Source organism: uncultured Azohydromonas sp., assembly GCF_937926365.1.
Lineage (GTDB): Bacteria > Pseudomonadota > Gammaproteobacteria > Burkholderiales > Burkholderiaceae_C > Azohydromonas.
Map to the genome: position 1 here is coordinate 57,523 of NZ_CALAOH010000226.1, position 25,948 is coordinate 83,470.

26 protein-coding genes are annotated in these 25,948 nt (G+C 67.7%); 18 read left to right on the forward strand and 8 right to left on the reverse strand.

All coding sequences use genetic code 11. The features are described from left to right. Positions 1-3: 3 nt before the first annotated feature. The 16 genes from Q0741_RS25005 to Q0741_RS25080 all read left to right on the forward strand — a co-directional run bounded on the left by Q0741_RS25005 (position 4) and on the right by Q0741_RS25080 (position 13,764). On the forward strand, positions 4-285 hold the full coding sequence (locus Q0741_RS25005; RefSeq protein ID WP_298235909.1) for a head-tail connector protein: 282 nt from the start codon (positions 4-6) through the stop codon (positions 283-285). Next, entirely contained in the window at positions 285-623 is a 339-nt protein-coding gene (locus Q0741_RS25010; protein ID WP_298235910.1) for a phage head closure protein, read from the forward strand. Before Q0741_RS25005 ends, Q0741_RS25010 begins: the two co-directional genes overlap by 1 nt. Beyond that, positions 613-1,116, forward strand: coding sequence for an HK97-gp10 family putative phage morphogenesis protein (locus tag Q0741_RS25015; protein WP_298235911.1), 504 nt, complete (start codon positions 613-615; stop codon positions 1,114-1,116). Before Q0741_RS25010 ends, Q0741_RS25015 begins: the two co-directional genes overlap by 11 nt. Next, the gene (locus Q0741_RS25020) at positions 1,113-1,460 is read left to right on the forward strand and encodes a hypothetical protein (RefSeq protein WP_298235912.1); all 348 of its coding nucleotides are present in this window, start codon (positions 1,113-1,115) and stop codon (positions 1,458-1,460) included. Before Q0741_RS25015 ends, Q0741_RS25020 begins: the two co-directional genes overlap by 4 nt. A 12-nt stretch (positions 1,461-1,472) precedes the next feature. After that, complete coding sequence (locus Q0741_RS25025; protein WP_298235913.1) at positions 1,473-1,679, forward strand: hypothetical protein; 207 nt, start codon at positions 1,473-1,475, stop codon at positions 1,677-1,679. Between the two features lie 3 nt (positions 1,680-1,682). Further along, on the forward strand, positions 1,683-2,627 hold the full coding sequence (locus Q0741_RS25030) for a phage tail tube protein (RefSeq protein ID WP_298235914.1): 945 nt from the start codon (positions 1,683-1,685) through the stop codon (positions 2,625-2,627). Between the two features lie 92 nt (positions 2,628-2,719). Then, positions 2,720-3,040, forward strand: coding sequence for a hypothetical protein (locus tag Q0741_RS25035; RefSeq protein WP_298235915.1), 321 nt, complete (start codon positions 2,720-2,722; stop codon positions 3,038-3,040). A gap of 86 nt (positions 3,041-3,126) precedes the next feature. Then, the gene (locus Q0741_RS25040; RefSeq protein ID WP_298235916.1) at positions 3,127-3,438 is read left to right on the forward strand and encodes a DUF1799 domain-containing protein; all 312 of its coding nucleotides are present in this window, start codon (positions 3,127-3,129) and stop codon (positions 3,436-3,438) included. Beyond that, positions 3,435-8,390 carry a hypothetical protein gene (locus Q0741_RS25045; protein ID WP_298235917.1) on the forward strand — a complete coding sequence of 1,652 codons (4,956 nt, stop codon included), beginning with the start codon at positions 3,435-3,437 and terminating at the stop codon, positions 8,388-8,390. Before Q0741_RS25040 ends, Q0741_RS25045 begins: the two co-directional genes overlap by 4 nt. After that, the gene (locus Q0741_RS25050) at positions 8,387-9,925 is read left to right on the forward strand and encodes a hypothetical protein (RefSeq protein ID WP_298235918.1); all 1,539 of its coding nucleotides are present in this window, start codon (positions 8,387-8,389) and stop codon (positions 9,923-9,925) included. The genes Q0741_RS25045 and Q0741_RS25050 overlap by 4 nt, the downstream gene beginning before the upstream one ends. 3 nt (positions 9,926-9,928) lie before the next feature. Beyond that, positions 9,929-10,807, forward strand: coding sequence for a hypothetical protein (locus Q0741_RS25055; RefSeq protein WP_298235919.1), 879 nt, complete (start codon positions 9,929-9,931; stop codon positions 10,805-10,807). After that, positions 10,804-12,333 carry a hypothetical protein gene (locus Q0741_RS25060; RefSeq protein ID WP_298235920.1) on the forward strand — a complete coding sequence of 510 codons (1,530 nt, stop codon included), beginning with the start codon at positions 10,804-10,806 and terminating at the stop codon, positions 12,331-12,333. Before Q0741_RS25055 ends, Q0741_RS25060 begins: the two co-directional genes overlap by 4 nt. 10 nt (positions 12,334-12,343) lie before the next feature. Continuing rightward, positions 12,344-12,586 (forward strand): hypothetical protein, encoded by a 243-nt coding sequence (locus Q0741_RS25065; RefSeq protein WP_298235921.1) that lies wholly within the window; start codon positions 12,344-12,346, stop codon positions 12,584-12,586. An 11-nt stretch (positions 12,587-12,597) separates the two neighbouring features. Continuing rightward, complete coding sequence (locus Q0741_RS25070; RefSeq protein WP_298235922.1) at positions 12,598-12,819, forward strand: hypothetical protein; 222 nt, start codon at positions 12,598-12,600, stop codon at positions 12,817-12,819. Between the two features lie 76 nt (positions 12,820-12,895). Beyond that, positions 12,896-13,288 carry a hypothetical protein gene (locus Q0741_RS25075; RefSeq protein ID WP_298235923.1) on the forward strand — a complete coding sequence of 131 codons (393 nt, stop codon included), beginning with the start codon at positions 12,896-12,898 and terminating at the stop codon, positions 13,286-13,288. After that, complete coding sequence (locus Q0741_RS25080) at positions 13,285-13,764, forward strand: glycoside hydrolase family protein (RefSeq protein ID WP_298235924.1); 480 nt, start codon at positions 13,285-13,287, stop codon at positions 13,762-13,764. The genes Q0741_RS25075 and Q0741_RS25080 overlap by 4 nt, the downstream gene beginning before the upstream one ends. A gap of 136 nt (positions 13,765-13,900) precedes the next feature. Here the strand turns inward: Q0741_RS25080 and Q0741_RS25085 are convergent, their stop codons facing one another. The 3 genes from Q0741_RS25085 to Q0741_RS25095 all read right to left on the reverse strand — a co-directional run bounded on the left by Q0741_RS25085 (position 13,901) and on the right by Q0741_RS25095 (position 16,464). After that, on the reverse strand, positions 13,901-14,683 hold the full coding sequence (locus tag Q0741_RS25085; RefSeq protein WP_298235925.1) for a sialate O-acetylesterase: 783 nt from the start codon (positions 14,681-14,683) through the stop codon (positions 13,901-13,903). A 230-nt stretch (positions 14,684-14,913) separates the two neighbouring features. After that, on the reverse strand, positions 14,914-15,144 hold the full coding sequence (locus Q0741_RS25090; RefSeq protein WP_298235926.1) for a hypothetical protein: 231 nt from the start codon (positions 15,142-15,144) through the stop codon (positions 14,914-14,916). Positions 15,145-15,381: 237 nt separating this feature from the next. Further along, the gene (locus Q0741_RS25095) at positions 15,382-16,464 is read right to left on the reverse strand and encodes a site-specific integrase (RefSeq protein WP_298235927.1); all 1,083 of its coding nucleotides are present in this window, start codon (positions 16,462-16,464) and stop codon (positions 15,382-15,384) included. Positions 16,465-16,607: 143 nt separating this feature from the next. On the opposite strand from Q0741_RS25095, the gene dusA reads away from it, so the two are divergent. After that, on the forward strand, positions 16,608-17,612 hold the full coding sequence (dusA, locus tag Q0741_RS25100; RefSeq protein WP_298235928.1) for a tRNA dihydrouridine(20/20a) synthase DusA: 1,005 nt from the start codon (positions 16,608-16,610) through the stop codon (positions 17,610-17,612). A 250-nt stretch (positions 17,613-17,862) separates the two neighbouring features. After that, positions 17,863-19,128 carry a cardiolipin synthase gene (cls, locus tag Q0741_RS25105; protein ID WP_298235929.1) on the forward strand — a complete coding sequence of 422 codons (1,266 nt, stop codon included), beginning with the start codon at positions 17,863-17,865 and terminating at the stop codon, positions 19,126-19,128. On the opposite strand, the gene Q0741_RS25110 is transcribed toward cls, so the two are convergent. The 5 genes from Q0741_RS25110 to Q0741_RS25130 all read right to left on the reverse strand — a co-directional run bounded on the left by Q0741_RS25110 (position 19,088) and on the right by Q0741_RS25130 (position 25,948). Then, positions 19,088-20,044: a DMT family transporter gene (locus tag Q0741_RS25110; protein ID WP_298235930.1), complete on the reverse strand. Its 957-nt coding sequence runs from the start codon at positions 20,042-20,044 to the stop codon at positions 19,088-19,090. The genes cls and Q0741_RS25110 overlap by 41 nt on opposite strands. A gap of 128 nt (positions 20,045-20,172) precedes the next feature. Next, positions 20,173-21,519 carry a glutamine synthetase family protein gene (locus Q0741_RS25115; RefSeq protein WP_298235931.1) on the reverse strand — a complete coding sequence of 449 codons (1,347 nt, stop codon included), beginning with the start codon at positions 21,517-21,519 and terminating at the stop codon, positions 20,173-20,175. Then, positions 21,516-23,021 (reverse strand): aldehyde dehydrogenase, encoded by a 1,506-nt coding sequence (locus Q0741_RS25120; RefSeq protein ID WP_298235932.1) that lies wholly within the window; start codon positions 23,019-23,021, stop codon positions 21,516-21,518. The genes Q0741_RS25115 and Q0741_RS25120 overlap by 4 nt, the downstream gene beginning before the upstream one ends. A 137-nt stretch (positions 23,022-23,158) precedes the next feature. Beyond that, on the reverse strand, positions 23,159-24,556 hold the full coding sequence (locus tag Q0741_RS25125) for an aspartate aminotransferase family protein (protein ID WP_298235933.1): 1,398 nt from the start codon (positions 24,554-24,556) through the stop codon (positions 23,159-23,161). A 24-nt stretch (positions 24,557-24,580) separates the two neighbouring features. Continuing rightward, on the reverse strand, positions 24,581-25,948 hold the full coding sequence (locus tag Q0741_RS25130; RefSeq protein ID WP_298235934.1) for a glutamine synthetase family protein: 1,368 nt from the start codon (positions 25,946-25,948) through the stop codon (positions 24,581-24,583).

Genomic DNA, 25,948 nt, shown 5'->3' on the forward strand with positions numbered 1-25,948 from the left:
CCGATGCCCGCCCCATCCATCGACATCGTCAAGAGCTGGGTACGGATCGGCGATGCGTTCGACACCCTGCTGCCGATGATGATCGCCTCCGCAACGCGGCTGGCCGGTCACGAGACGGGGCAGGGTGACGAGCACTACATCACCGCCGACATGCCCGAGCCCGTGCAGCAGTGGGTCGCGGCCAACGTCGCGTACTGGATCGAGAACCCCGAGGCCGCATCAGAAAAGGCGGCGCAGCCATCGCCGTTCCTGGAGCGGCTGCTCGATCCATACCGGGTGTACTGATGGGCGCCGGCCAGTACACCGAGCACGTCACGCTGCAGCGTCGCGTGCCGGGCCGGGACGCCCACGGCGGCATGGTCGATGCCTGGACAGACGTCTGCACTGCCTGGGCAAGCGAGCCAAAGCTCTACTCCGGCGAAGACAAGAAGGCCACCGCCGCCGCCGGCGGCCAGCTGCCCGTCGCCCGGGTCGAGATCCGCATGCGCTGGCGTGACGACGTCACGCCTGGGCACCGCGTGCTCTGCGGGAGCACCGTCTACAACATCCGCAGCCTGGCCGGCTCCCGCCGCGGCGGGCAGCTCATCCTGGTCTGCGACACGGGAGCAAACGATGGCCGATAGCAAGCCGGAGGTCATCGGCGTCCCGGAGCTGCGCGCCGCGTTTGCCGAGCTGCGCGGTGCGGACCGGGGCGCCCGCGTTGTCGTCGTCGCCGGCGGCCGGGTGCTGAAGGTCGAGGCGAAGCGCCTGGCCGACACGGCGGGCCTGCGCCGCACTGGCGCGATGATCGACAACATCGTCATCAAGCGCGAGAAGACGCCGGCCGGCAGCGGCGTGGCCGAGTACCACCTCGGCGTGCGCCATGGGCACTCCATGACGCGCAAGCAGCGCAAGGAGAGCGGCAAGCGCCTGGCCATCTCGAAGCGCTCCGGCCGCATCGTCACCCGCTACGAAAACGACCCGTGGTACTGGCGGTTCCAGCACTTCGGCACGAAGCATCTGCAGGCCAATCCGTTCCTGAGCCAGGCGCTGGAGAACAAGCGCACTGAGGCGCTGACGGCCATGCAGAAGGCCGCGCTGCGTGAACTGATGCGGCAGAGGAGGCGCGCGCGATGAGCATCAAGAGCCTTGTCCTGGGCCTGCTCACGCCCATCCTGGACAACACATGGGCGGTCGAGCTGCCGCCCGATCCTGCGTGGCCCGCCGTCGTCTTCGACATCGCCACCGAGCCGGAGGACGGCTGGGTGATGGGTGGCGGCTACGACCAGCACGGCGTCACCGTCATTGTTCTCGCCCGCACCCAGGGCGAGATCGAAGCCCTCGTGCAGCCGATCCGGGCAGCGCTGGAGGGACATGAGCAGTCGATGGGCATCCAGTCCCACGGTGACGCGGATTACGAGCCCGACCCGGCGGTCTACGCCTACCACCTGACCGCAATCCTGCGGACTCCCGCTTTCTGAAGGAGCGTTTCCATGGCAACCAAGACGCCGGCCACCGCGCCGGCCAGCACGGCCGCGTCCACGCCGGCCACCGAGTCGCCCGCTGGCGGCGCCGCGCCGGCGCAGCAGGCCTGCCCGCTGGCCGCGATCTTCGGCGACCAGCACGCCGACCGCGGCGGCAGCTTCATCTTCGACCCCGCCACCGGCAAGCGCACGCCGGCGGCTGAAAAGGAGGCCTGACCCATGGGCAAGAAATTCCGACGCGCGCTCATGCTGAGCAAGCGCGAACAGGTGTACGGGCAAGAGCATGCGTCCGGGCTGTCCCCGGCCAACGATGCAATGCTCGTGCGCAATCTCAACTTCAACCCGCTCAACACCGAGCAGGTGAAGCGGGATCATGTGCGCCCTCACTTCGGCAACGCTGGGCAGCTCGTGGTCTGGGGCAACACCACGGCCGATTTCGAGATCGAGCTCGCCGGTCGCGGCGCCCCCGGTGTACCGCCGCGCTACAACGAGCTGCTGCGCATGTGCTCGCTCTCCGAGACCATCACGGCCGGCGTGTCGGTCGTCTATGCGCCGATCTCCGACGTCACCGAGTCGTGCACGCTGCATTACCTGCTGGACGGACTGCGTCACCGTACGACCGGCGTGCGGGGCAACCTGGAGCTGACCTGGGCCACGGGTCAGCTGCCGTCCGCCAAGGTATCCGCCACCGGGCTGTACGTGGATGCCGAGGACTACGCGCTGGCCGAGGCGCCGAACTACACGGTGTGGGGCCAGGCGCTGCCGGTCAACAAGGCCAACACGGTCGTTACGCTGTTCGGCAAGTCCATCGTCATCGAGAGCGTGTCCGTCAACATGGGCAACACCGTCGAGTACGTGAACCGGCCCGGCCAGGAGTACGTGGACGTCACGAACCAGGAATCCAAGGGCACGGTCGTGTTCGAAGCCACGTCGATCGCCTACAAGGACTGGTTCGACGCCATCAAGCGGGGCTTGACCGGCGCCTTCAACCTGGTGCACGGCGGCGGCCAGGCGGGCAAGACCATCACGTTCAACGCCCCGGCGGCGTACCTGAGCAACCCGCGCTACAGCGAGAGCAAGGGGCAGCTGATGATGACCGTGGACATGGACCTGTCCGCCGGCCTCAACGGCGCCAACGACAGCTTCACGCTGGCCTACACCTGACCCGTTTTTCCCTGTCGCGGGGCGCCGCCTTCGGGCGGCTTTTTCTTGCCCCGCGATTTCTTCACCTCACCTCAACCGCGACAGAGGACACCATGGCTTTCAATCTCAACCGCAAGGGCACCTTCAAAAGCGACGTGTCGATCAACGTGCCCGTCAACGAAGGCACCGTCACCGAAACCATCAAGGTCGAGTTCAAGCGTCTGAGCACCGATGAGCTCAAGAAGGCGCAGCGCGGCGGCGATGCCTCGCTGCTGCGCGAGGTGGTCGCCGGCTGGGATGGCGTCACCAACGACGGCGCGCCGGTGCCGTTCACGCCCGAGAACCTGGAGGCGTTCCTGCAGGTGCCGACCGCCGTCCGCGCGACCGCACTGACCTATGCCCAGGACATCCTCGGCATCCGCGAAAAAAACTGATCGCGGCGGCCCGCCGCTGGGCCGGCGCGGATGACGGCGCCGGCGCCGGCGACACCGCCGCGCATCTCAACGACCTGGCCGATGCCATGGCCGCCGCCGGCGCGGCGCCGCACCTGGTTGCCCACGCACGCGGCAGCCCGCTGGAGCGGCCGGGCCTGGAGGTCTTCCCTGACTGCTGGGACGCCGTGCAGGTGTTCCTGCTGCTCGGCCGGCAGTGGCGCATCGAAGTTGCGCCCAACGGCAAGCTGATCCGCCACGGCCTCGACCTGGCCGCGCTGCCCGGCGTCATCGACGCCTACGGCGTGCCGCAACCCGAGCGGCGCGCCCTGATCGCCGACCTCCGACTCATGGAGGAAGCGGCCCTTGAAGTTCTCAACGCCCACCTGGACCAACCATGAGCGCTCTCGGAAGCCTGATCGTCAAGCTCGCCCTGGAGTACGCCGAGTACACCAAGGGCCTGGACAAGGGCGAGCAGGAGGCCCTGCAGTTCGCGAAGAAGGTCCAGGGCCACATGGACACCATGGCCGCCGGCGTGAAGGGCCTGATCGGCGGCATGGCCGCCGGCCTGGCCGGCGCCTTCAGCGTGGGCGCGATCATCAACGGCCTGCAGAACGTGGTGCAGACCATGGGCGAGGTCACACAGGCGAGCCAGCAGCTGGGTATCGCCACCGAGCGCCTGGTGGGGATGAAGCTCGCCGCCGAGCTCGTCGGCATCTCGTTCGACGACTTGGTGGAAGGCATGGCCGGCCTGTCGGAGCAAGCCAGCTCGGGCAAGGAAACCTTCGGCCAGATGGGCATCAATCTCAAGGACGCACAGGGGCATCTCAAGGGGCTGGACACGCTGCTCTACGAGATCGCCGACGCGTTCCAGAAGAGCGCCGACGGCACGGCCAAGGCGGCTATCGCCCAGGACATCATGGGCGACGCCGGCCTCAAGCTCATCCCGTTGCTCAATACGGGCGCGGCCGGCCTGAAGGCCTTCCAGGAACAGGCCGAGCAGCTGGGCCTGACGTTCAACGCTTCTACCGGCAAGGCGGCCAAGGAGTTCGGCAACACGCTGAAGCTCGTGAGCGTCGGCTTCGACGGGGTCTATACCCAGGTCGTGGCCAAGTCGCTGCCTGCGATGCAGGCGGTGGCCGAGGCGTTCATGAAAGCGGCATCGTCTGAAGGGGCCGTCACGGCTGCTTCGCAAGTGCTCACCGGAGGCATCCGCGCTGTCGCCACTGCCGTCGTGGTGACCGCAACGGCGTTCCGCCAGTTCGGCACACTGGTCGGTGGAGTCGCCGCGGGTGTCGTCGAGGTGTCCGGCGGCATCACGGACGCCTTTGCGGCGGTCGTGACACAGAGTGGCTCGATGCTGAGTGCCCTGGGCTCTGCCGTGCGCTTGGCGCTCTCCGGCGATTTCGCTGGCGCGCTTGATGCTGCGAGGAGCGGCTTGATCGGACTGGGTCAGGGTACTGACCAAGCGGCCGCCAGGATTCAGCTGGGCTTCAAGCTCATGACGGACAGCTCGGCCGAAACCATGCGCATCGGCCGTGAGGCCGTGACCACAGTGCGTGGGATCTGGACCGGTACCGGCGACGGTGTGTCCAAGCTCGCTGAGGCCGCTGCCACCGGCAAGAAGCACCTCGGCGACCTCACCGGCGCCGAGAAGGCGGCAGCCAATGAAATGAAGGGGCTGCTGGGCGAGTGGGCTGGTCGCGCCTCCGCGCTCAACGCGGCGTCGGCGGCGACGTCTGCGCTCACGGCAGAGGAGCAAGCCCTTGTCGCGCTGCGGTCGAAGCTCGCGTCCGGCACGTCTGCGCTGGGGGACAAAGAGAAGAAGCTCATCCTGACGTATGCCGAAGCGGTGGCGGAGATGAGCCGGAACAACGCTGCTCAGCAGACCGCGGCGGCGCTCAGCGCGCAGCTGGCGGAGGCATCACACAAGGCAACCGAAGAACTGCAGTCGCAGATCAAGGCCGAGCGCGAGAAGAACGAGGCCATTGGCCTGAGCGCGCGCCAGGTCGTCGAGCTGGAGGCCGCGCGCATGCGGCTGACGGCCGAGGAAAAGGGCGGCTATGCCACGGCGCTGGAAACGGCATCCGTCTACGCCGGCGACTACGCCAACGCCTACATGGCTGCGGCTGCAGCGGCACGGCAGCAGGCGTCTGCACTGCGCGAGCTCGCCAGCGTCAGGGTGTCTGGTGCCGTGAAGGCGCAAGGCGTGGAACTCGACTCGAAGGCGCGCCAGGAGCTCGATGCGTTCCTGGACCCGGCGCGCGCGCAGACGTTCGGAGAAGCGTTGCGCGATGCATTCGGCGCCGCCAGCAGCGCGCTCGGCAATCTCGCCAGTGCCATGGACGAGTACGCACGCAAGCAGGCTGAAATCGAGAAGCAGCGGGTCAACGTTTCCAAGATCGAGGACCAGTCCGAGCGCTGGAGCAAGGAAGCCGAGCTGAGCCGCCGCGAGACCGAGATGCAGGTTTCAACCTATGCGGATCTCACGGGCGCAGCGAAAGACTTTTTTGAAGAGGGCAGCCGCGGTTACAAGATCATGGCTGCGGCCGAGAAGGGGTTTCGGGCCCTAGAGCTGGCCAACGCGGCTGCGAGTGCGGCGCAGCAGCTCGGCCTCATTGGCCAGGTGACGGCAACCAAGGTGGCCGGCGAGGCGGCCAAAGTGGGCGCGGTGGTGGCTGGCCAGGCCACCGAAACCGCCGCGGTGACGGCCGGCGAGGCCGCGCGCAATACCGCCAAGATCCCGGGCGTTTTCATGGCCTTCATGTCGGCGCTCGGTCCCTGGGGCATGGCCGCCGCGGGCGTGGCCATCGCGGCCGTGCTCGGCGGCGCGGTGAGCGGTGGTGGCGGCGCGGTGGTGGATCCGGGCAACACGGGCACCGGCACCGTGCTCGGTGACGTCAGCGCGCAAAGCGAGAGCATCGCCAACAGCATTGACGCGCTGCGCGAAGTGGACACGCTGACAATGCGCTATAGCGCCGCCATGCTGTCCTCGCTGCGCAACATCGAGAGCAGCCTGGCCGGTGTGTCGAGCCTGATCGTGCGCGCTGGCGTGGTTGAAGCCTCTGGCGCGGGCATTGCGGTGGGGCGTGAAGTCTCGACCATGGGCAAGATCGAGGGCGCGGCAGTGCGCGCCGCGGCCGCGTATGTGAGTTTCGGACTCACCGAGGTGCTGGGCATCGGCAAGGCCCTGAGCAACCTCGCCGGCAAGATGTTCAGCACCAAGACGAGCATCACCGGCCAGGGCATTACCGCGGATCCGCAGGCGCTGGGCGCAATCATGGCGAGTGGTTTCCAAGCCAGCTATTACGCCGACGTGTACCAAAAGAAGAAGCGTTTTGGCTTCACGGTGGGTGAGAGCAATTACACGGCCAACACCGGCGCGGCGGATCCCGAGCTTGAGCGCCAGTTTGGTTTGATCCTCACGGGGTTTGCCGATACCGTGCGCGCCGCGGCCGGGCCGCTGGATGAATCCTTCGCCCTGGTCGAGCAGCGCCTGGCGGCCCATGTGGTCAAGATCGGCAAGATCAATATTGCTGGGCTGACTGGCAGCGAGATTCAGGAAAAGCTCTCGGCCGTGTTTGGCGCCGCCGGCGACGAGATCGCAGCAGCCGCGCTGCCTGGGCTGACGGACTTTCAGCGGGTGGGCGAGGGGTATCTGGAAACCGTGGCGCGCGTGGCAAGCGGTGTGGAAGTGGCCGGCGCGGCGCTCGACGGCTTTGGCGTGACGGCCTTGAATTTCCGCAACCTGGCCAACAAGCAAGGAGACGTTGCGGCCGAAATCGTGCGCGAGAGTTTGGTGGCAGCCGAGACGGCGGCCACCAGCCTGACCACCGTGCGGCTTTTCGGGTTCACGTTCACGGTAGCGGCCGAGACAGTCACCAGCGGCATTGGCAAGCTGATCGAGGGATTCGACGGCACGGCCGAGGAAATTGGCGAGGTTTACAGGGCGCTCGATGCCTTGCGCGACAGCATGGCCGCCATTGGCCTACGTGCAGCCGATGTCACCTCGGCCATGCTGCTGGGTGCCGGCGGCCTGGATGCGCTCACCGAGGGCCTGGGATCATTCCGCGAGGGGTATTACAGCGAGGCCGAGCAGCTGGCTGCGCTCGGCATCGAGCTGGCTGATGCGTTTCGCCAGGCGGGCACCGCCATGCCGGCTTCGCGCGAGGCTTTTCGCCTCATGGTCGAGGGCATCGACCGCACCGGCGAGGCTGGACAAAAGTTGTTCGGCCGCCTGGTGACACTGTCCGATGGCTTCGGGCAGTGGGCCGATGGCGTCCAGGCCCAGGCCGATGCCTGGGCACAGCTGCAGAAGACCATTCGCGCGGGCAGTGGCGCGCGTAATCAGCAGGATTCGCGCGCCGATGTGTGGCTGGATGCGCAGCAGGCCGCGGCGGCTTTGCGCGACAACATCACGGACATGCTGAGTGCTGCTCAGAAGCATGGCGCGGCCGCGTATGCGCAAGCGCGCGAAGCTGCGGGCGCCATGGCCGGCGCGCAAGCCGGCTGGATGCTGTTGTCGAAGCCGCTCAACGGCATGGCGCTGGAGATGGAGCGCGTGCGTGCCAATGCCGAAGCGATGCGCCCGGTGCTGGTCGAGCTGTACGGCAGCACGTGGCAAGCGAGCCAGATCATCCCGAAAGCCATCGCCCAGCAGACGGCGGCGCTCAAGAAAAACTTCATGTCCGACGTCACCGACCAACTCCTGCAGCTCACGGACGCCAGCGCCTACGCCGCCAAGCAGCTGAAGGAGGAGCAAGCCCAGCGCCTGGCCGACGCGAAGGCACTGGGCCTGTCGGCCGCGGAGATCGCGAAGGTGACGGCGCTGCACAAGGCGCAGACGTCTGCACTGCAGGCAGAGGCCGCCGCGTGGAAAGCAAGCGCGGCGAGCAATCTGCGCGGCTGGCTCGACGGCCAGCAGCTCAGCGACAGGTCGTCTCTCGACCCGGGGCGCCAGTTCCAGGCCGCGCAGCAGCAGTTCGCGAGCGTCGTTGCCGCCGCGCGCGGCAAGGACCAGGCGGCCCTGGACCGCGTCACATCGGTGGCCGACACGCTGCTGAGCACGGGCCGCGGCATGTACGGCTCGGGCTCGCAGTACGTCGCGCTGGAGGCGATGACGCGGCGCACGGTCGAGTCCCTCGGCCGCGCGCTGGAACTGCCTGGGTTCAGCCTGGCTGAGCAGAAGGCTGAGCAGCTCAAGCAGACGGCGGAGCTGAAGAAGCAGACCGAGGAGCTTAAGGCGCTGGTTGTGCTGCAAGGCGCCGGCACCAAGGACGTGCTCGCGGAGCTGAAGCTGCTGAGGCAGCGCATTGAAGACCTGGAGAGGCCCCTGAGGCAGGCGGTGGCATGAAGACCTACGCGATCGAAATGACGGTAGCCGTCGATGCGGCCGGGACGCTGCGCACGCTCTACGTGTCCAGCGGCCCGCTCGTCACGGGCCCGGATGACACGCCGCCGCACACGGCGTTCATGGGGCGGGTGCAGCAGCCCGCGCTGTACCGCACCGATCTCTGGGAGCCCGGCACCACGGGCGGCGCTTCCCGCGTTTCGACCGGCGAGGTCGTGCTCGTGAACGTTGATGAAGCGCTTGACGACTGGATCGGCTACGGCTGGGCCGGGCGGGAGATCGTGCTGCGTGTCGGCGAGCCGGGCACGGCCTACCCAACAGCATGGTCGCGCGTGCTGACCGGCACCATGGAGCAAGCGACGTTCGAGGGCGACCGTGTCGTGATCCGCGTACGCGACAGGCAGGCGGTGCTGGACGTGCCGGCAAGCCCCAACACCTACGCCGGCGACAACGCGCTGCCGGCCGGGCTGGAGGGCGGCGCCGACGACCTGGCGGACCAGCGCAAGCCACGCTGCTGGGGTCTGGTGCGCAACGTCTCGCCGCCGTGCGTGAACAGCGCCCGGCTGATCTACCAGGTCAGCGACGGTTCGGTTTCGTCCGTGGATGCGGTCTATGACCGTGGCGTCGCGCTCACCGCGGGCGCGGTGTACGCATCGCAGGCCGAGATGGAGACCACCGCGCCGGCGGCAGGGAGCTACCGTGTCTGGCCGGCCGGCGGCTACGTCCGTCTCGGATCGCTGCCGGCTGGCCAGCTCACGGCCGACGTCACTGCCACCACTGGCACAACGGCCCGTGCCGGCTCGCTGTTGCAGTCGCTCGCGCTGACCGCTGGGCTCGCCGCGGGCGATGTCTCCGCGGCCGATGTGTCGGCGCTCAACGCGGCTGCGCCGTATGCGCTGGGCCTCTGGCTGCCGTCTGGCGATGAAACGACGTGCCGCGCGGCCATGGACCGCGTCGCCGCATCGGTGGGTGCATGGTGGGCCTTCGACTCGCTGGGTGTGCTCCGCATGGGGCAGCTCGTGGACCCCGCAGGTGACGTGCCGGCGATGGCAATCGAGTCGTGGCAGATCATGCAGATCCAGCGCCAAGCGCAGCGCGATGCGGGCGCCGGCGTGCCGGCGTGGCGTGTCACCGTGAATGGCAACCGGAATTGGTCGGTGCAAAGCGACGTTGCGGGTGCCGTGACGGCGGCGCGCCGCACCTGGCTTGCCATGGCAACGCGCCCGCAGCGCTCGGCACAGGCCAGCATCAAGCTGCAGCACCTGCAGGCTGCTGACCTGGTCGTCGACAGCCTCATCGACACCCTGGCCGATGCCAAGCTGGAAGCTCAGCGCCTGCTGGCTCTCTACCGCGTCCGCCGTGACATGTTCGAGGTGCGGATCTCGGCCAGCGCCTCGGCGTTGGCATCGCTGTCGCCGGGCTGCTCGGTGCGACTCACCTGGAAGCGCTACGGCCTCCAGAGCGGCCGGATGCTGCGCGTGCTTGGCGTGCAGCTGGATCTCGCGCGCGAGCGCGCGTACTTGACGCTGTGGGGGTAGGTGATGGCCAATATCCTGATCGCCTGGGGCAACGATGCTGATCGCGCGACGCTGTCCGGCGGCGCGTGGGTGTCCACGCTGCCGCGCACGAACCTGCAGACGCGTGAGCTTGCGCGGGTCGCCCGGTCGACATCGGCAGCCACGGCCGCCACGAAGTTCACCGCGACGTTCGCCGGCCGGCCACCGCTGATCGACTGCATCGTCTTGGTCGCTCACAACCTGAGCGCGGCGGCCCGGTGGAAGGTGACCGCCAGCAACGCGGCGGGCAGCAAGGTTCGAAGCACGGGCTGGATGGACGTCTGGAAGCGTAGCGACCCGGCAGAGCTGGAGTGGGAGGATGACCGGTGGTGGAGCGGTCTGCCGGACGCGGAGACCATCGCTGCCTTCACACCGCTACTGGTCTGGACCGGTGGACGCAAGCTCTGGCCGTCTGCTGATGACGTCACGAACCCGGCGACGTGGACGGTCGAGATTGACGACTCAACAAACCCGGCGGGCTATGTGCAATTTGGGCGGCTTTTCATGGGTCGTGCATTCCAGCCGAAATACAACTACGAATGGGGTTCGGGCCTGGGCTACGAAACTGAAACCACCGTCGATCAAAGCCTCGATGGTGTTGAGTTTTTCGGGCGCCGCCCGCCGGTGCGCATATTCAATTTCCGGCTTGGGAATCTGAATGACGCCGAGGCCTACGGCGCGGTACTGCTGCTGCAGCGCACTGTGGGGATTGATGGCGAGGTCGTCGTCATTCCAGATCCCGGCTCTAGCCAGTTCTCGCTGCAACGGAACATTTACGGGCGGCTGCGGCGGTTGAGCCTGATCGAGAACCCGCATTACCAGACCCACGGCCATGCATACGAAGTGAAGGAGATCATCGCGTGACTATCGTCGTGAATATCAACGGCCGAACATACTCGGACGATGACGATCCGGACACTGGCATGGGAGCGGGCGGTCACCGGCGGTTGCTGCTGCCGCTCGTGCATGACATCGTGACAGTCGCCGGAGCCGTGGCCAGCGCCGCTGAGGGGACGGCAACGAAAGCAGCGCAGGCGTCTGCAAGTTCGACGGCGGCTGCGGCCAGCGCTGCCGTGGCCAGCAGCGCCGGCGCCAATGCAACCGCGGCGGCTGCCGCGGTTGCCGCATTGGCGTCTGGCTCGGCAACGGCCCGCGCCACTGTGCCGCCATCACTGCTGCTGCCGTTTGCGAGTGGGCGGTTTGTGGATCCGCGCCTGGTATTCGGGCGCAGCTCCACGGCCCAGCGCATCAACGGACGCGGTCAGGTCGAAGCGGTGCTCGCGGGCGTGCCGCGCCTTGCGCATGATCCGATGAGCCTGGCGTGCCAAGGCGTGATGGTGGAGGCCGCGGCTACAAACCTGTTGCTGCACAGCAGCGACCTGTCCCAGTCGGCCTGGAACAAGAGCACCGTGGTCGGGCTCGATGCGACACGCTATCTGGCCCCGGACGGCACCATGTCGGCCTGGAGGGTGTACGAAACCGCCACCACGGCGCAACACACCGTGAGCCAGGCGTTCAACGTCGTGGCATCAACGACCTATACCGTGTCGGCCTTTGTGAAGGCCGCGGAGCGCACCCGCGTGCGCGTGTATATGGGATCGTTGGCCAACCAAGTGGCGTCCAACATCGTGGAGCTCAACTTGCTGACCGGGGAGTACACGACCCCGGACCCGTCGCGCACGCGGGTTGAGGCCTACCCGAATGGTTGGTATCGGGTGTCGGCCACATCGACCACCATCGCCGCGCCCGGGGCAAGCTGCTCGCTGAGCGTTCAAGTGATCGCGACGGCGAACGTTTCCAGCTACACCGGGGACGGTGCATCGGGTGTCCTGGTGTGGCACGGTCAGGCCGAGCTGGGCGAGCTGTCCACCAGCCCGATTCCTACCGCCGGCGCGCAAACGACGCGCACCGCGGAAACCTGCCCGCTGTCAGTGGGCGCGTGGCTGCGGCAGGGGGAGGGCACGCTCTACGCCGAGTTCATTCGGGCGGCGGCTGTGTCTACCGGTGCCGCGCCGGTGGTGCTCTCGCTGAATGACGGTACCGCCTCCAATCGCGTGGCCCTGGTGCTCGTACGCAATGCCGTGAGCGGGGCGAGCCAGGTAGCGGCATCGATCACCTCGGGCGGGGTGGATGTGACCTCAACGGCTGCGGTCATCGCGGCGGGCGCGGTGGTACGGGTCATGGTGGCCTATCGCGCGCTCGATGCGGCCCTGTACGTCAACGGGGTCGAGGTGTGGGCCGGCACCGGTGCGGCTATTCCCGCGGCGCTGTCGACGCTATGCCTTGGCGCTGACTCGGCGGGTGCCAACCAGGTCAACGGCGTTCTCGGGTGCGTGGCCTATTTCCCGGCGCGCCTGGCCGCCGTGCAGTGCATCGCTATGACGGCGTGAAGGAGAACAGATGCCCGATCTCGACATCATCGGCCTCCTGTGCGCTATCACCGGCGACACCGCCGTACAACTGGCCGGTTGGCACATCAACAGCACGGCGCCGCTGCCAGGCCTCGGCCTGTACGAAGTCACGCCGAAGGCCCCGCAGCGCGTGTTCGCCGGTGTGCAAACCCACTTCTACAGGTTCGAAAGTCGCGAGCAAGCCGAAGAACTGCTGGCCACCGCCGCGAGCCTGCCCGCGCAACAGCCATAAAAGGACGCGACATGCCACAGCTTTCAGGTACCGCAAACAACCAGACCCCAACCAACGGCGACCTGGGTGGGATGGCCCACCAGTCGCCGGAAGGCTTCGTGCTGCGGCCGCAGTCCAGTGCGACTCCGTACAACCCAGGTGACATGGTCTTCCAGTCCACTGAGGCCGCACTCACGGTCAAGCGACGCATGGCAGACGGCAGCGTGAAGTCGATCAGCTGGCCGTGGTCGTGACGCATTGCGCGACAGGACCTCAACGCAGTACCCATGCCCGCCACTTGGCGGGCATTTTCATTTCAGGGAGGCACCCATGGGTGGTGACGCAGTGCAAACGTCTGCACGGGATGGAGAAGCGGCCGATGACGTGGGCGGCGAGTGCTTGGCAGGGCTGACGCCGGAGCAACGGCTGGATGCGATCGAGCAGCGGCTGCGCCGCGGTGCAGACAGGATTGCGGCGCTGGAAAATGGCCTGGCCACGAACACACAGCTCACGACTGAAATCCGCGAGCTGCTGGAGTTTGGCCGTAACGGGCTGCGCCTGCTCGGTCACCTCGGCGTCGTGATGCGCTGGGCCGGCGGCATCGCTGCCGCGGTGAGTGCCATGGTTGGCCTGTGGCATGCCGTGCGCTCCGGCGTGCCGGTGGACAGCGGCGACGTGCTGTCCGCTGTGGTCCAGGCCTACCGCGACGGGAGCCAGAAATGAAATCGGGCCGTGTCGCGATTGCCGGCCTGAGCCTGTCCGCTGCGGCGCTGATTGGTCTCTGGGGTCGAGAGGGGTGGACGGAACGGGCTGTCATCCCAGTGCCCGGCGACGTGCCGACGATCGGCCCCGGGCTGACGCAGCGCGCGGACGGCACGCCGGTGCAGCTCGGCGACCGCATCACGCCGCTCGACGGTGCCCGGCGCAGCCTGGCGCACATCCAGCGCGACGAAGCAGGCCTCAAGCGCTGCGTCACCGTGGAGCTACACCAAGCGGAGTACGACGCGTACTTGAGCTTGGCGTACAACATCGGCGTAGCGGCTTTCTGCAGCTCAACGCTTGTGAAGCGGCTCAACGCCGGCGACTACGCCGGCGCGTGTGCCGAGATCCTGCGTTGGGACAAGTTCCGTGGGCAGCCGCTGCGCGGGCTCACGCTGCGCCGCCAAGCGGAGTACCGGCAGTGCGTAGACGCCGGCTGAGGTTGTGCCGGCATGCATTGCGGAAACGGTGCAGAAGCGATGCGGAAATCATGTACTCGCGCGGCCTGGAATAAGTTGTTCACCGTGCTGCGCACGACCCGCGACGCTTGGAAACAGCGCTTGGCGGCAGCACGGCTCACGGTGAGTTTCTTCCTAGAGAAGGCGTTGCCGCGATGTACATCGCTGCCGCGCGCCGGCCGATGCTTGCCAACTCTTCCGGTGGCGGATGCACATCGCCGGACGCGGCTAAGTCAGCCGACTCCACCAGGATGCAATTACCGGCACTCTTGGCCGCAGCTTCTTGGGCCGCGCGCATGGCCTCCAGGTCGGCCGCACTTTCTGTCGCGATTGACTGCAGTTTCACGATGATGAAGGGCATGTCGGGGTCGCCACGGCCACTGCGCCACTCCGCGATCATGCGTTGCAGGTGGTCGGCATAGTCAGCATGAGCTGGGACGTTGCTTTCGCCTTGCCACCACACCACGCCGCGAGCGGGCATGCGGTATAGCGGCCGCACCCATTCTTTCGCCATGGTGGCGGGCGGCAACTTCCGAACCCATTTTGCGGTGCTCCCCACAGCCTTCGGGTGTCCGGCCGACGAGTACCAGGACTGGATTGGCGTTCCTGGAAATGCGATGCTCGCAATACCGATTGGTATCTGGAGCTGCTCATGCATCTCAATGGCAAATGCAGCGCCGAACCTTGATACTTGGCCGTGAGATACCCACTGGCGACGAATATCAATTAGAGATTGCCAAACGTCGTCTGGGTAAATTCCCTTGTTGGTTGGGCCAAAGCCACTGTAACCGGAGCATCCGTCTGGAAGCTGGAGTTTGGCGTGCTTCCGGGCATTGCTTTGCCCTGCGACTAGCCACACATCGCCGACGTGAATTCTGTTCAGGGTGATCGTCTCGCCCAAACATGAGAAGCTCACCGTGTATGGGCCGCCCTCCGGAAGTGGGTCGAGGCTCAATATCCATTGGCCGTCACGCGAGACCGCTGCCGCAGAAATGAAATCGGCCTCGGCTTGGACTAAAGCGCTATCTGGCGCTGAGCCCCAGAAAACATGAGGCACCCCTCTCTGCAGCACAGCGCCATGCCCGTATACAGCGGAAAGCCGGAAAGGGCGCTCCGGTGTCAGGTCGTATATCACTGTTCGTTGCTGATCGTCTTGTCCAGTCGCTTCAGCTCCGAACGCATCCAGACATGCGGGTCAGGGCCCGCACTGGCGGCAGGTGGCGCAGCGAGCAGCCGGGCAGCTGCGGCGCGGATTGCGGCGCCAATGTCAACGGCTTCGCCAGAGACTTCGTAGGTGCGGCCGTCCCATTCCTGCGCGATCTGCTCGATGACGTGCGGCAGCGTGGTGGCGGTGTCGGTCATGTGTCTTCTCTTGTGTGCGGCACCGGCTGGTGCCGGTGCTGGATTGGACCACGCGGCCAAGCGGCGCTCAGGGGAGAATTCGGGGAGAAATTCCGATTTCGGAGCGGCCGTGCATCTATCGAATTGCTGCGGGAGCAAGGCGCTGGCGAACTCGCACACGTGATAGCAGGCAGGGGATATGGCTGTAATTGACCCACGGCGCTCCCAATGCCGGCGGTTGGTACTGCTGCTGTGGTGTCAATCGGCCAACACCTTGTCGAGCTCTGGAAAGTGTTTGTGCAGGTCCTCAGGCTGCAGGTGGGTGTACCGCTTCAGCTGCGTCCAGTTCGTGTGCCCGCTGACCAAGGCGACCTCCTGGATGCTCAACCCATGCTGGAATAGCCGCGTGATGCCGGTGTGCCGCAGGTCGTGGAAACGCAAGTCCTTGATGCTCGGTATACCGGTCTGGGCAATCCGGTCACGCGTGCGCTCGAAGGCGGCGCAAACCGAGTCGGTGTCATGGGGGAAGACGCGCTCATCAAGCTTTGGGACCTGCTCCAACAACGTCCAGGCGTCACCCAGCAGGGGCACCACCTGGTCGTTGCCCACTTTGCGCTTCGGGTGCTTCACGTCCCGAATCACGATCGTGCGGCGCTTCGGGTCCACGTCGGCCCAGCGCATGCGCGTGAGCTCACCGGCGCGGCGGGGCAGGGCGATGGCCATCTTGTAGATCAGCACCATGTTGATGGCGGTCTGGTGGTGAGCGTTGCGCCGCTCAAACTGTTCCAGCAGCGCGTCCTCCTCGGCTTGGCTCACGATCCGGATCACCTCCCGGCTCTTGGCCGTGAGTCCGTCCTCGCGCAGCTTGCGCATGCCCAGGTCCACCTCGCTGGGGTCCACCGGGATACCGTGCGCGTAAGGCGCCGCGTGGATCGCGGCTGAAACCACTGACAGGTTGGCCAGCACCGTGGCCGGTGTCACGCCGTCTTCCGCGCGCCGGCGCACGGCGAAGTCCACCAGGTGCTTCGCGCGCAGATCGCCCAGCAATACTTTGCTGAACACGCCGGCCATGTACTCGTGGTTGGCGATGGTGGAGCGGCCCAGCGGCCGGAGCTTCCGCTGGTAGCCCAGGTGCTGCTCAATCAGCTCGCCGACTGTCATACGCGCGCCGATGGCGACCGCCGGCCCGTCCTTGCGCACCTTCGCTTCCAGGCGCTGCGCCCAGCTCCTGGCCATGGCCTCGGTCGGGAACGTTTTGGACTCGCTAAATACAATTCGGCCCGCCTCTTTGAGCCGGACCTGAGCCAGCCAGCCGTCGCCGCGGCGCGTGATGGAAGCCATGGTACTTGTGCCTCTTGTCGGTGTGATCGGTCGGTGCAACGGGCGCCGATTGTTGCACCGCCAGTTGCACTGGACGCCCGTTTAAGCCCGGCAAAGCCCTGAAATCCACTGTTCAAAACAACAGCTCTAAAGTCGATCCTGGCGTGCAGACTCAAACAAATCAACAACTTAGTGCAGACGTGAGCCCCTGGCGCCTGTCCGTCGCTCCCATGCTGGACTGGACCGACCGCCACTGCCGCTACTTCCACCGCCTCATCACGCGCCACACCCGGCTCTACACCGAGATGGTGACCACCGGCGCGCTGCTGCACGGCGACAAGCCGCGCCACCTCGACTTCAACCCCGAGGAGCATCCGCTGGCGCTGCAGCTCGGCGGCAGCGAGCCGTCGGACCTCGCCGCCTGCGCCCGGCTCGCGCAGGACTGGGGCTACGACGAGGTCAACCTCAATTGCGGCTGCCCCAGCGAGCGGGTGCAGCGCGGCGCCTTCGGCGCCTGCCTCATGGCCGAGGCCGACCTGGTGGCCGAGGGCGTAAAGGCCATGCGCGACGCGGTGGACATCCCGGTGACGGTGAAGCACCGCATCGGCATCGACCGCATCGAGTCCTACGACTTTGTGCGCGATTTCGTTGGCACCGTGGCCGAGGCCGGCTGTGAGGTGTTCATCGTCCACGCCCGCAATGCCTGGCTGCAGGGCCTGAGCCCCAAGGAAAACCGCGAGGTGCCGCCGCTGCGCTACGGCTTCGTGTACCGGCTCAAGCAGGACTTTCCGCAGCTCACCATCGTGCTCAACGGCGGCGTCAAGGGCGACGACGAGATTGCCGAGCACCTGCGCCACGTGGATGGCGTGATGGTCGGCCGGCAGGCCTACCACGAGCCTTGGAGCATGGCGGACTGGGACGAGCGCTTCTACGGCGACGCACCCGCCCCGCGCGACCGCGCGGAAGTCGAGCGCCTGATGGTCGAGTACATGGCGCGCCAGGTGCCGCGCGGCGTGGCCTGGTCGCATGTCGCGCGCCACATGCTGGGCTTGTGGAACGGCATGCCCGGCGCGCGCCGCTGGCGTCAGGTGTGGAGCGACCACCGCCTGAAGCAGGAGGCGCCGCAGACCGTGTGGCGCCAGGCGCAGCGGCCCGCCGTGGCGGCCTGAATTGCCGCCAGCCGCTCATCTCCAGTCCCTGGCCCGCGCCAGGGGATAACTTCTCCACCCATTCCAGTGGCGGAGGCGGCCCGGAAACTGCCTTGGGCGGTGGCAGCCGGGCAGGACCGCATGGGCGCCGTCCAGGTCCGCTGCAACATTGCCGCGGCAGTCCGCCGCGGGGCGGGTCACGGAGGAGTCGCGATGACAAAGTCCCAGCCGGCACGGCAGTCCGTTCGCCGAGCGTCCTGAGGGGCGCGCCATGTGGTGGACCGTCCTGATCAGCGTGCTGGCCACGCTGGCCGTGGCCTTCGTGGCCATGAACCTGATGTCGGGCGAGAAAAAGATCCAGGAGCAGCTGGACCGCCTCTACGACACCCACGATCCCCAGTTCCGCCGCTCGATGAGCGTGCTGCTCGGCCCGCCGCTGCTCGAAGGCAACCGCGTGCAGGAGCTGCTCAACGGCGACCAGATCTTCCCGGCGATGCTGGAGGCCATCCACGGCGCCAAGCGCAGCATCACCTTCGAGACCTTCATCTACTGGAAGGGAGAGATCGGCGACCGCTTCGCCGAGGCCCTGGCCGAGCGGGCCCGCCTCGGCGTCAAGGTGCACGTGCTGCTGGACTGGGTGGGCAGCATGAAGATGGAAGACCGCTACCTGCAGCAGATGAAGGAGGCTGGCGTGGCGGTGGAGCGCTACCACAAGCCGCACTGGTCGCACCTGGCGCGGCTGAACCAGCGCACGCACCGCAAGGTGCTGGTGATCGACGGGCACCTGGGCTTCACCGGCGGCGTGGGCATCGCCGACGAGTGGCAGGGCCAGGCGCAGGACGAGGACCACTGGCGCGACACGCACTTCCGCGTCGAGGGGCCGGTGGTGGCGCAGATGCAGGCCGTGTTCGTCGACAACTGGATCAAGGCCACGGGCTGCGTGCTGCACGGCGACGACTACTTCCCGGCGCTGCCGCCCGTGGGCGAGCAGCCGGCGCAGATGTTCAGCAGTTCGCCCACGGGCGGCAGCGAGAGCATGCACTTGATGTACCTGATGGCCATCACGTCGGCGCGCGAGACCATCCACCTCTCCAGCAGCTACTTCGTGCCCGACAGCCTGGCGGTGCAGGCGCTGGTGGATGCGCGCAAGCGAGGCGTGCGGGTGTGCCTGATCACGCCGGGCCGCCACATCGACACCGCCACGGTGCGCCGCGCCTCGCGCGCGCGCTGGGGCCCGTTGCTGGAGGCGGGCGTGGAGATCGCCGAGTTCCAGCCCACGATGTTCCATTGCAAGGTGCTGGTGGTGGACTCGCTGCTGGTGTCCGTGGGCTCAACGAACTTCGACAACCGCAGCTTCAGGCTCAACGACGAGGCCAACCTGAACGTGCTGGACGCCGCCTTCGCGCGCCGGCTGATCGCCGTGTTCGAACAGGACTGGCAGCGCGCGAAGCAGGTGAGCTTTCAGGCTTGGCGGCACCGGCCGTGGCGGGAGAAGCTCATCGAGCACGCGGCCGCGTTGCTGCGGACGCAGCTGTAGCCGGCACCCGCGCCGGCCACGTCGCCAGCAGCAACCCGGCCAGCGCCAGCGCGCAAGCCACGGCGTGCGCCGCCGTGAAATGCTCGCCCAGCAGCAGCACGCCGATGGCCGCGGCGGACAGCGGCAGCATCACCGTGAACACGCCGGCCTGCTGCGCCGGCACGCCTTTCAAACCCTGCATCCACAGCCAGACGCTGACCATGCTGGCCGCCAGCGCATAGAACAGCAGCAGCGCCCAGGAGGCGGGAGCCACTTGGGCGAAGTCGAAGCTCAGCGCCTGCCAGATCCCGAAGGGCGTCACCAGCAGCAGGCCCCAGACGTTGATCAGCGCGCTGATGCGCCGCGGCGATAGGCTGGCCGTCAGCCGCTTGCCGATCACGACGTAGCTGGCCTCGCACAGCACCGCGGCCAGCAGCAGTGCATAGCCCCACCAAGGCGCCGCCGTGGTGCCGGGCGTACTGCGCGCGAAGGCCAGCAGCGCGATCCCAGCCACCGCGCAGGCGATGCCCAGCGCCGATCGCGGCGTGATGCGTTCCTTGAGTAGCGCCCACGACAGCAGCGCCACCGCCGCCGGGATGCCGGCCATGGTCACGCCCGCAGCCAGCGCCGAGGTGGCCTGCACGCCGAAGAGCATGCAGATGGAAAACAGGAAGTTGCCGAAGAAGCTCTGCGCGAACAGCAGCCGCTTTTCCGCCGCGCCCAGTGCCGGCTCGTCGGCCGGGCGCCTGATCCAGCCCGCCATCGCCACCGCCGCGATGCCGAAGCGCAGCCATGCCAGCAGGAACACCGGAAACACCGCCACCAGCAGCTTCGACAGCCCGACGTAGCTGCCGACCAGGGCCATGCTCGCGGCCAGGGACAGGACGGAGAGCAGGGGGAAGTGGGGCGTGGGACGGGCGGACGGTGGGGCGGACATCAAGACTGCGGCCTGGGGAACAGCGTGGGGGCGGGGAGTGTGCCTCAGGAGGGGAAGGGATTCGATCGCAGCGCTGATGCCCTTCAGAACAGCTTTCCGCGCGATGGCCTTGCCAGTGCCGGGCGTACTCAAAACGCATCCACATACCTCTCCAATTCCCAAGCGCTGACATGCCGCGTGTATTCCGCCCATTCCAGCCGCTTGAGCCGCACGAATTCCTTCACGAGTGCGGGTGAGAGGGCGCTGACCAGCACCTCGTCCGCTTCTAGCGCGTCCAGCGCCTGTGCCAGGCTGTGCGGCAGCGAGCGCAGGCCCAGCTCGGAGAGCACTTGCGGTGGCGCTTCCAGCAGGTCCACGTCCACGTCCGGCCCCGGGTCCAGCTCGCGCTCGATGCCGTCCAGCCCCGCCGCCACCATCCCGGCCAGTGCCAGGTAGGGGTTGGCGCTGGCATCCGGCAGCCGCCACTCGAAGCGGCCGTGCAGATCGCGCACGAGCGCCGTGCGGTTGTCCGGGCCGTGCGCGATGAACTTGGGCGCATAGCCCGGGCCGGAGAGGGTGGGGCGCAGCCGCTTGTAGGAGTTCACCGTCGGCGCGGCCAGCGCACACAGCGCCGCGCTGTGTGCCAGCACGCCGCCCACGAAATGCCGCCCCAGCGGCGACAGCGCCCGGCCGCGGTCCACCGCGCCATCGGGCAGGTGCGGCGTGAACAGGCTGCGCGCATCCACGCCTTCGCCTTCCCACAGTGACACGTGCACGTGCATGTCGCTGCCCGCCTGGTCGGCGAAGGGTTTGGGCATCAGCGAAAACAGCATCCCGTGCTGCTGCGCGATGGCGTGTGCCGCCTGCTTGAACAGCATGAACTGGTCCGCGCACGACACCGCGTCGATGTGGCCGAAATTCACCTCGTACTGGCCCGGCGCCTCCGCATGCTCCAGCTGCATCACGTCCAACCCGCAGCGCTCCAACGCCTCGCGCAGCTCGTGCAGGTAGCCGGCCTGGCGCGGCAGCGTCTTCAGGTCGTAGGCGGGCTTGTCCAGGCGCTCCTGCGCGTCGGCCGGCACGACGCGGTCGCCCTCGCGGCGCAGCAGGAAGAACTCCGGCTCCAGGCCCACGCGCAGCGTCCAGCCCTGCACCTCCAGCGGCGACAGCGCACGGCGCAGCACCTGGCGCGGGTCGGCATCGAAGGGTTCGCCCGCGACGAAACCGTCGGCCACGATGCGCGCCACGCCGGGCAGCCAGGGCAGGGCCACCAGCGACGAGGCCTGCCCGCGCGCGTGGTAGCGGGCGCGCTCGCCCGTGCGCGGCAGCGCGCTGCCCCAGATCGCCGGCCCGGCGAAGCCCGCGCCGTCGGTCAGCACGTCGTCAAGGTGCGCCAGCGGCACGAATTTCCCGCGCGCCGCGCCGTGCAGGTCGGTGAACTGCACCAGCAGCGTGTGGATGCCTTGCTTCTTCAGCCGCTCGCGCAGGTCTTTCATGTACTTGCTCCGTCAATGCGCAGCCAGGTGGTCTTGAGCTCGGTGTACTTGTCGAAGGCGTGCAGGGATTTATCGCGCCCGTTGCCGCTCTGCTTGAAGCCCCCGAAGGGCACGGTGATGTCGTCCTCGTCGTACTGGTTGACGTGCACCGTGCCCGCCCGCAGGGCCCGCGCCACGCGGTGCGCGCGGCTCAGGTTGTCGCTCCAGACGCTGGCCTGCAGCCCGTACGGCGTGGCATTGGCGATACCCACCGCCTCGGCCTCGTCACGGAAGCGCAGCACCGCCTGCACCGGCCCGAAGATTTCCTCCTGCGCGATGCGCATGCGGTGGTCCACGCCGTCGAAGAGCGTGGGCTCGACGTAGTGCCCGCCGCTGTCCAGCCGCACCTGCCGCCCGCCCGCCAGCAGCCGCGCGCCCTCGGAGCGCCCGGCCTCGATGTAGCCCAGCACCGTGCGCAGCTGCACCTCGTCCACGATCGCGCCCATGGCCGTGCCCGGCAGCAACGGGTCGCCCGGCGCGTGGCGCGGCAGCTGCGCCGCAAGCAGTTCGATGAACTTGTCGGCGATGTCCTCGTGCACCAGCACGCGCGAGGGCGCATTGCAGCTCTCGCCCTGGTTGAAGTACATGCTGCCTGCCGCGGTGGCGGCGGCGCGCTGCAGGTCGGCGCAGTCCGGAAACACGATGAAGGCCGACTTGCCGCCCAACTCGTTGAACACCCGTTTCAAATTGCTGCGCCCGGCGTACTCCAGCATGCGCCGCCCAGTGCGCGTGGAGCCGGTGAAGCCGATGGCGTCCACGTCCATGTGCAGCGCCAGCGCCTCGCCGGCCTCCGCGCCATGGCCCGGCACCACGTTGAACACACCCGGTGGCAGCCCCGCCTCCAGCGCCAGTTCGGCCAGCCGCAGCGCGGTGAAGGGCGATTTCTCGCTGGGCTTGAGCACCAGCGAGTTGCCCATGGCCAGCGCCGGCGCGATCTTCCAGGCCGCCATGATCATCGGGTAGTTCCAGGGCACGATCGCCCCGACCACGCCGACGGGCTCGCGCGTGATCAGCGCCAGCGCCGTCTCCGCCGTCGGCGCGATCTCGTCATAGCGCTTGTCCAGCGCCTCGGCGTACCAGGCGATGCAGCGCGCCGTGGCCGGCACGTCCACCGCCAGCGCATGGCCGATGGGCTTGCCCATGTCCAGCGTCTCCAGCAGCGCCAGCTCCTCGCGCGCGCCGAGCACGGCCTCGGCGAAGCGCTGCAGCACCTTCTTGCGCGCCGCGGGCGGCTGCTTCGCCCAGCGCCGGTCCTCGAAGGCGGCACGGGCGCTGCGCACGGCGGCGTCCACGTCGGCCTCGCGCCCGCGCGCCACCGCGCCCAGGAGCCGGCCGTCCACCGGCGAGTATTTGTCATAAGACACGCTGTCGGCGGCTTCGACGCGGCGGCCTTCGATGAAACAGCGGCCGTCCGGACGCGCCTCGGCGGCGCGGGCATGCCAGTCGATGGCAGGGCGGTTCATGGGGGACTCCTTCAAGGAGAGCTTCGTCATGCCCGCGCAGGCGGGCATCCACGCTGGCCGGGATGCTGCCCGGAGTTCGTGGACACCCGCCTTCGCGGGTGTGACGAGGTGATTGGGTTCGTCATCGCGAAACGGAATCAGAGCCAGCCGTTGCGCTGGGCATCGTCCAGGGTCAGGTCCAGGCAGTACCGGATCAGCGCCGCCATCTCGTCGAGCTGCGCGCGGGTGATCACCAGCGGTGGCGCGACGATCATGCGGTCGCCCACGGCGCGCATGATCAACCCGTTGCCGAAGCAATGGCCGCGGCAAACCATCGCGATATCGATCTCCGGCGCGAAGGGTTCATTCGTGTTCTTGTCGCGCACCAGCGTCAGCGCGCCCATCAGCCCGCAGGTCTGTACCTCGCCCACCAGCGGGTGCTCGGCGATCTGCCGGTACAGCTCGGCCATGTACGGGCCGGTCTCCTCGCGCACGCGCTCCACCAGCTTCAGCTCGCGGATCAGGTTCAGGTTGGCCACGCCCACGGCGCAGGCCACCGGGTGGCCAGAGTAGGTGTAGCCGTGGGTGAACTCGCCTCCCTTCTCGATCAGCGCCTCCGCCACCCGCTGGCCCACCATCACGCCGCCCAGCGGCACGTAGCCGCTGGTCACGCCCTTGGCGAAGGTGATGAGGTCCGGCTTCGTGCCGAAGCGCTCGCAGCCGAACCACTGGCCGGTGCGCCCGAAACCACAGATCACCTCGTCGCTGACCAGCAGGATGCCGTAGCGGTCGCAGATGCGCTGGATCTCCGGCCAGTAGCTCTGCGGCGGCACGATCACGCCGCCCGCGCCCTGCAGCGGCTCGCCGATGAAGGCGGCCACGTTCTCGGCGCCGATCTCCAGGATCTTGTCCTCCAGCCACTGGGCCGCCTGCAGCCCGAAGTCCTCGCGCGAGAAGCCCAGGCGCCGCCCGTGCTCCCACCAGTGCGGCTGCTCGATGTGCACGATGCCGGGAATGGGCAGCCCGCCTTGCTCATGCATGCCCGGCATGCCGCCCAGCGAGGCGCCGGCCATGGTCGAGCCGTGGTAGCCGTTCCACCGGCTGATGATCACCTGCCGCTGCGGCTGGCCCATCAGCGCCCAGTAGCGCCGCACCATGCGTACCACCGTGTCGTTGCTCTCCGAGCCCGAGCTGGCGAAGAAGACGTGCTGGAACTGCGGCGGTGTCAGCTGCGCCAGCAGCTCCGCCAGCTCGATGGCCGGCGGCGTGCTGGTCTGGAAGAAGCTGTTGTAGAAGGGCAGCTCCTGCAGCTGGCGCGTGGCGGCGTCGATCAGCGGCTGCTGCCCGTAGCCCACGTTCACGCACCACAGGCCCGACATCGCGTCGAGGATGCGCTGGCCCTCGCTGTCCCAGAGGTAGATGCCCTCGCCACGGGTGACGATGCGCGCGCCGCGCGCCGCCAGCGCCTTGAAGTCGGTGAAGGGGTGCAGGAAATGGGCCGCATCGGCGGCCTGCCAGTCGCGGGTGCTGCGGCCGCGGTAGAGGTGGTTGGTCATGGCTCCTCCTGTAGCTGTGTGGTGTCAGACGTGCAACAGCAGGTGCTCGCGCTCCCAGGGCGAGATCACCTTCATGAACTCGGCGAACTCGGTTTCCTTGACCTCGGTGTAGACGGTGACGAACGCCTCGCCCAGCACCTCGGCCAGCGCCTCCTCCGCGCGCAGCTTCTCCAGCGCCTCGCCCAGGCTGCGCGGCAGCGCGTAGTCGCCCAGGTACGCGTCGCCCTTGCACTCGGGCGTGGGCTCGATGCGGTTCTTGATGCCCAGCCAGCCGCAGGCCAGCGTGGCCGCCAGCGCCACATACGGGTTGGCATCGGCACCCACGACGCGGTTTTCCACCCGCCGCGCCGCCGGCGGCGCTACCGGCGAGCGGATGCCCACGGTACGGTTGTCGGTGCCCCACTGGATGTTGATGGGCGCGGCCGTGAAGCGCGCCAGGCGCCGGTAGCTGTTGACGTAGGGCGCGAACAGCGCCATCGCCGCGGGCACGTACTTTTGCAGCCCGCCGATGTACCAATAGAACTCGCGGCTGGGGCTGCCGTCGGGGTTGCTGAAGATGTTGAGCCCCGTGTCCTTGCGCAGCACGCTCTGGTGGATGTGCATGGCGCTGCCGGGCTCGCCGGCGATGGGCTTGGCCATAAAGGTGGCGAACATGTCGTGCCGCATGGCCGCCTCGCGCACCGTGCGCTTGAAGAAGAAGACTTCGTCCGCCAGCCCCAGCGGGTGGGCGTGGAAGAAGTTGATCTCCATCTGCCCGGCGCCGATCTCGTGGATCAGCGTGTCCACGTTGAGCTCCATCTTCTCGCAGTAGTCGTAGACGTCCTCGAACAGCGGATCGAACTCGTTGACCGCGTCGATGGAGTAGGCCTGGCGCGAGGTTTCGGCGCGGCCGCTGCGCCCGATGGGCGGCTTCAGCGGCATGTCCGGGTCGGTGTTGCGCGCCACCAGGTAGAACTCCAGCTCGGGCGCGACCACCGGCTCCAGCCCTTCGGAGGCGAAGAGGTCGCACACCCGGCGCAGCACCGAGCGCGGGGCGAAGGGCACCAGGCGTCCTTCGCGGTCGAAACAGTCGTGGATGACCTGGGCGGTGGGGTCGGTGGCCCAGGGAACGATGCGCACCGTGGCCGGGTCCGGGCGCAGGTGCATGTCTCGGTCGGTGGGGGTGATGACGTCGTAGTAGGGGCCTTCTTCCGGGAACTCGCCCGTCACCCCCATCGCCACCACGATTTCCGGGAGCCGCATCCCGCGGTCCTCGGTGAACTTCTCGCGCGGCAGGATCTTGCCTCTTGCCACGCCGGTGAGGTCAGGAACCAGGCACTCGATCTCCGTGACGCGGTGCTGGTCCAGCCAGTGTTCCAGGTCGCTGTATGTGAAGTCTTTGCGTCCCACCAT

Bases quoted from the DNA above. Each gene is read 5' to 3' on its own strand.
- Q0741_RS25005 (WP_298235909.1), top strand. From the start codon at position 4: ATGCCCGCCCCATCCATCGACATCGTCAAGAGCTGGGTACGGATCGGC.
- Q0741_RS25010 (WP_298235910.1), top strand. From the start codon at position 285: ATGGGCGCCGGCCAGTACACCGAGCACGTCACGCTGCAGCGTCGCGTG.
- Q0741_RS25015 (WP_298235911.1), top strand. From the start codon at position 613: ATGGCCGATAGCAAGCCGGAGGTCATCGGCGTCCCGGAGCTGCGCGCC.
- Q0741_RS25020 (WP_298235912.1), top strand. From the start codon at position 1,113: ATGAGCATCAAGAGCCTTGTCCTGGGCCTGCTCACGCCCATCCTGGAC.
- Q0741_RS25025 (WP_298235913.1), top strand. From the start codon at position 1,473: ATGGCAACCAAGACGCCGGCCACCGCGCCGGCCAGCACGGCCGCGTCC.
- Q0741_RS25030 (WP_298235914.1), top strand. From the start codon at position 1,683: ATGGGCAAGAAATTCCGACGCGCGCTCATGCTGAGCAAGCGCGAACAG.
- Q0741_RS25035 (WP_298235915.1), top strand. From the start codon at position 2,720: ATGGCTTTCAATCTCAACCGCAAGGGCACCTTCAAAAGCGACGTGTCG.
- Q0741_RS25040 (WP_298235916.1), top strand. From the start codon at position 3,127: ATGGCCGCCGCCGGCGCGGCGCCGCACCTGGTTGCCCACGCACGCGGC.
- Q0741_RS25045 (WP_298235917.1), top strand. From the start codon at position 3,435: ATGAGCGCTCTCGGAAGCCTGATCGTCAAGCTCGCCCTGGAGTACGCC.
- Q0741_RS25050 (WP_298235918.1), top strand. From the start codon at position 8,387: ATGAAGACCTACGCGATCGAAATGACGGTAGCCGTCGATGCGGCCGGG.
- Q0741_RS25055 (WP_298235919.1), top strand. From the start codon at position 9,929: ATGGCCAATATCCTGATCGCCTGGGGCAACGATGCTGATCGCGCGACG.
- Q0741_RS25065 (WP_298235921.1), top strand. From the start codon at position 12,344: ATGCCCGATCTCGACATCATCGGCCTCCTGTGCGCTATCACCGGCGAC.
- Q0741_RS25070 (WP_298235922.1), top strand. From the start codon at position 12,598: ATGCCACAGCTTTCAGGTACCGCAAACAACCAGACCCCAACCAACGGC.
- Q0741_RS25075 (WP_298235923.1), top strand. From the start codon at position 12,896: ATGGGTGGTGACGCAGTGCAAACGTCTGCACGGGATGGAGAAGCGGCC.
- Q0741_RS25080 (WP_298235924.1), top strand. From the start codon at position 13,285: ATGAAATCGGGCCGTGTCGCGATTGCCGGCCTGAGCCTGTCCGCTGCG.
- Q0741_RS25090 (WP_298235926.1), bottom strand. From the start codon at position 15,144: ATGACCGACACCGCCACCACGCTGCCGCACGTCATCGAGCAGATCGCG.
- Q0741_RS25095 (WP_298235927.1), bottom strand. From the start codon at position 16,464: ATGGCTTCCATCACGCGCCGCGGCGACGGCTGGCTGGCTCAGGTCCGG.
- cls (WP_298235929.1), top strand. From the start codon at position 17,863: ATGTGGTGGACCGTCCTGATCAGCGTGCTGGCCACGCTGGCCGTGGCC.
- Q0741_RS25110 (WP_298235930.1), bottom strand. From the start codon at position 20,044: ATGTCCGCCCCACCGTCCGCCCGTCCCACGCCCCACTTCCCCCTGCTC.
- Q0741_RS25115 (WP_298235931.1), bottom strand. From the start codon at position 21,519: ATGAAAGACCTGCGCGAGCGGCTGAAGAAGCAAGGCATCCACACGCTG.
- Q0741_RS25120 (WP_298235932.1), bottom strand. From the start codon at position 23,021: ATGAACCGCCCTGCCATCGACTGGCATGCCCGCGCCGCCGAGGCGCGT.
- Q0741_RS25125 (WP_298235933.1), bottom strand. From the start codon at position 24,556: ATGACCAACCACCTCTACCGCGGCCGCAGCACCCGCGACTGGCAGGCC.
- Q0741_RS25130 (WP_298235934.1), bottom strand. From the start codon at position 25,948: ATGGTGGGACGCAAAGACTTCACATACAGCGACCTGGAACACTGGCTG.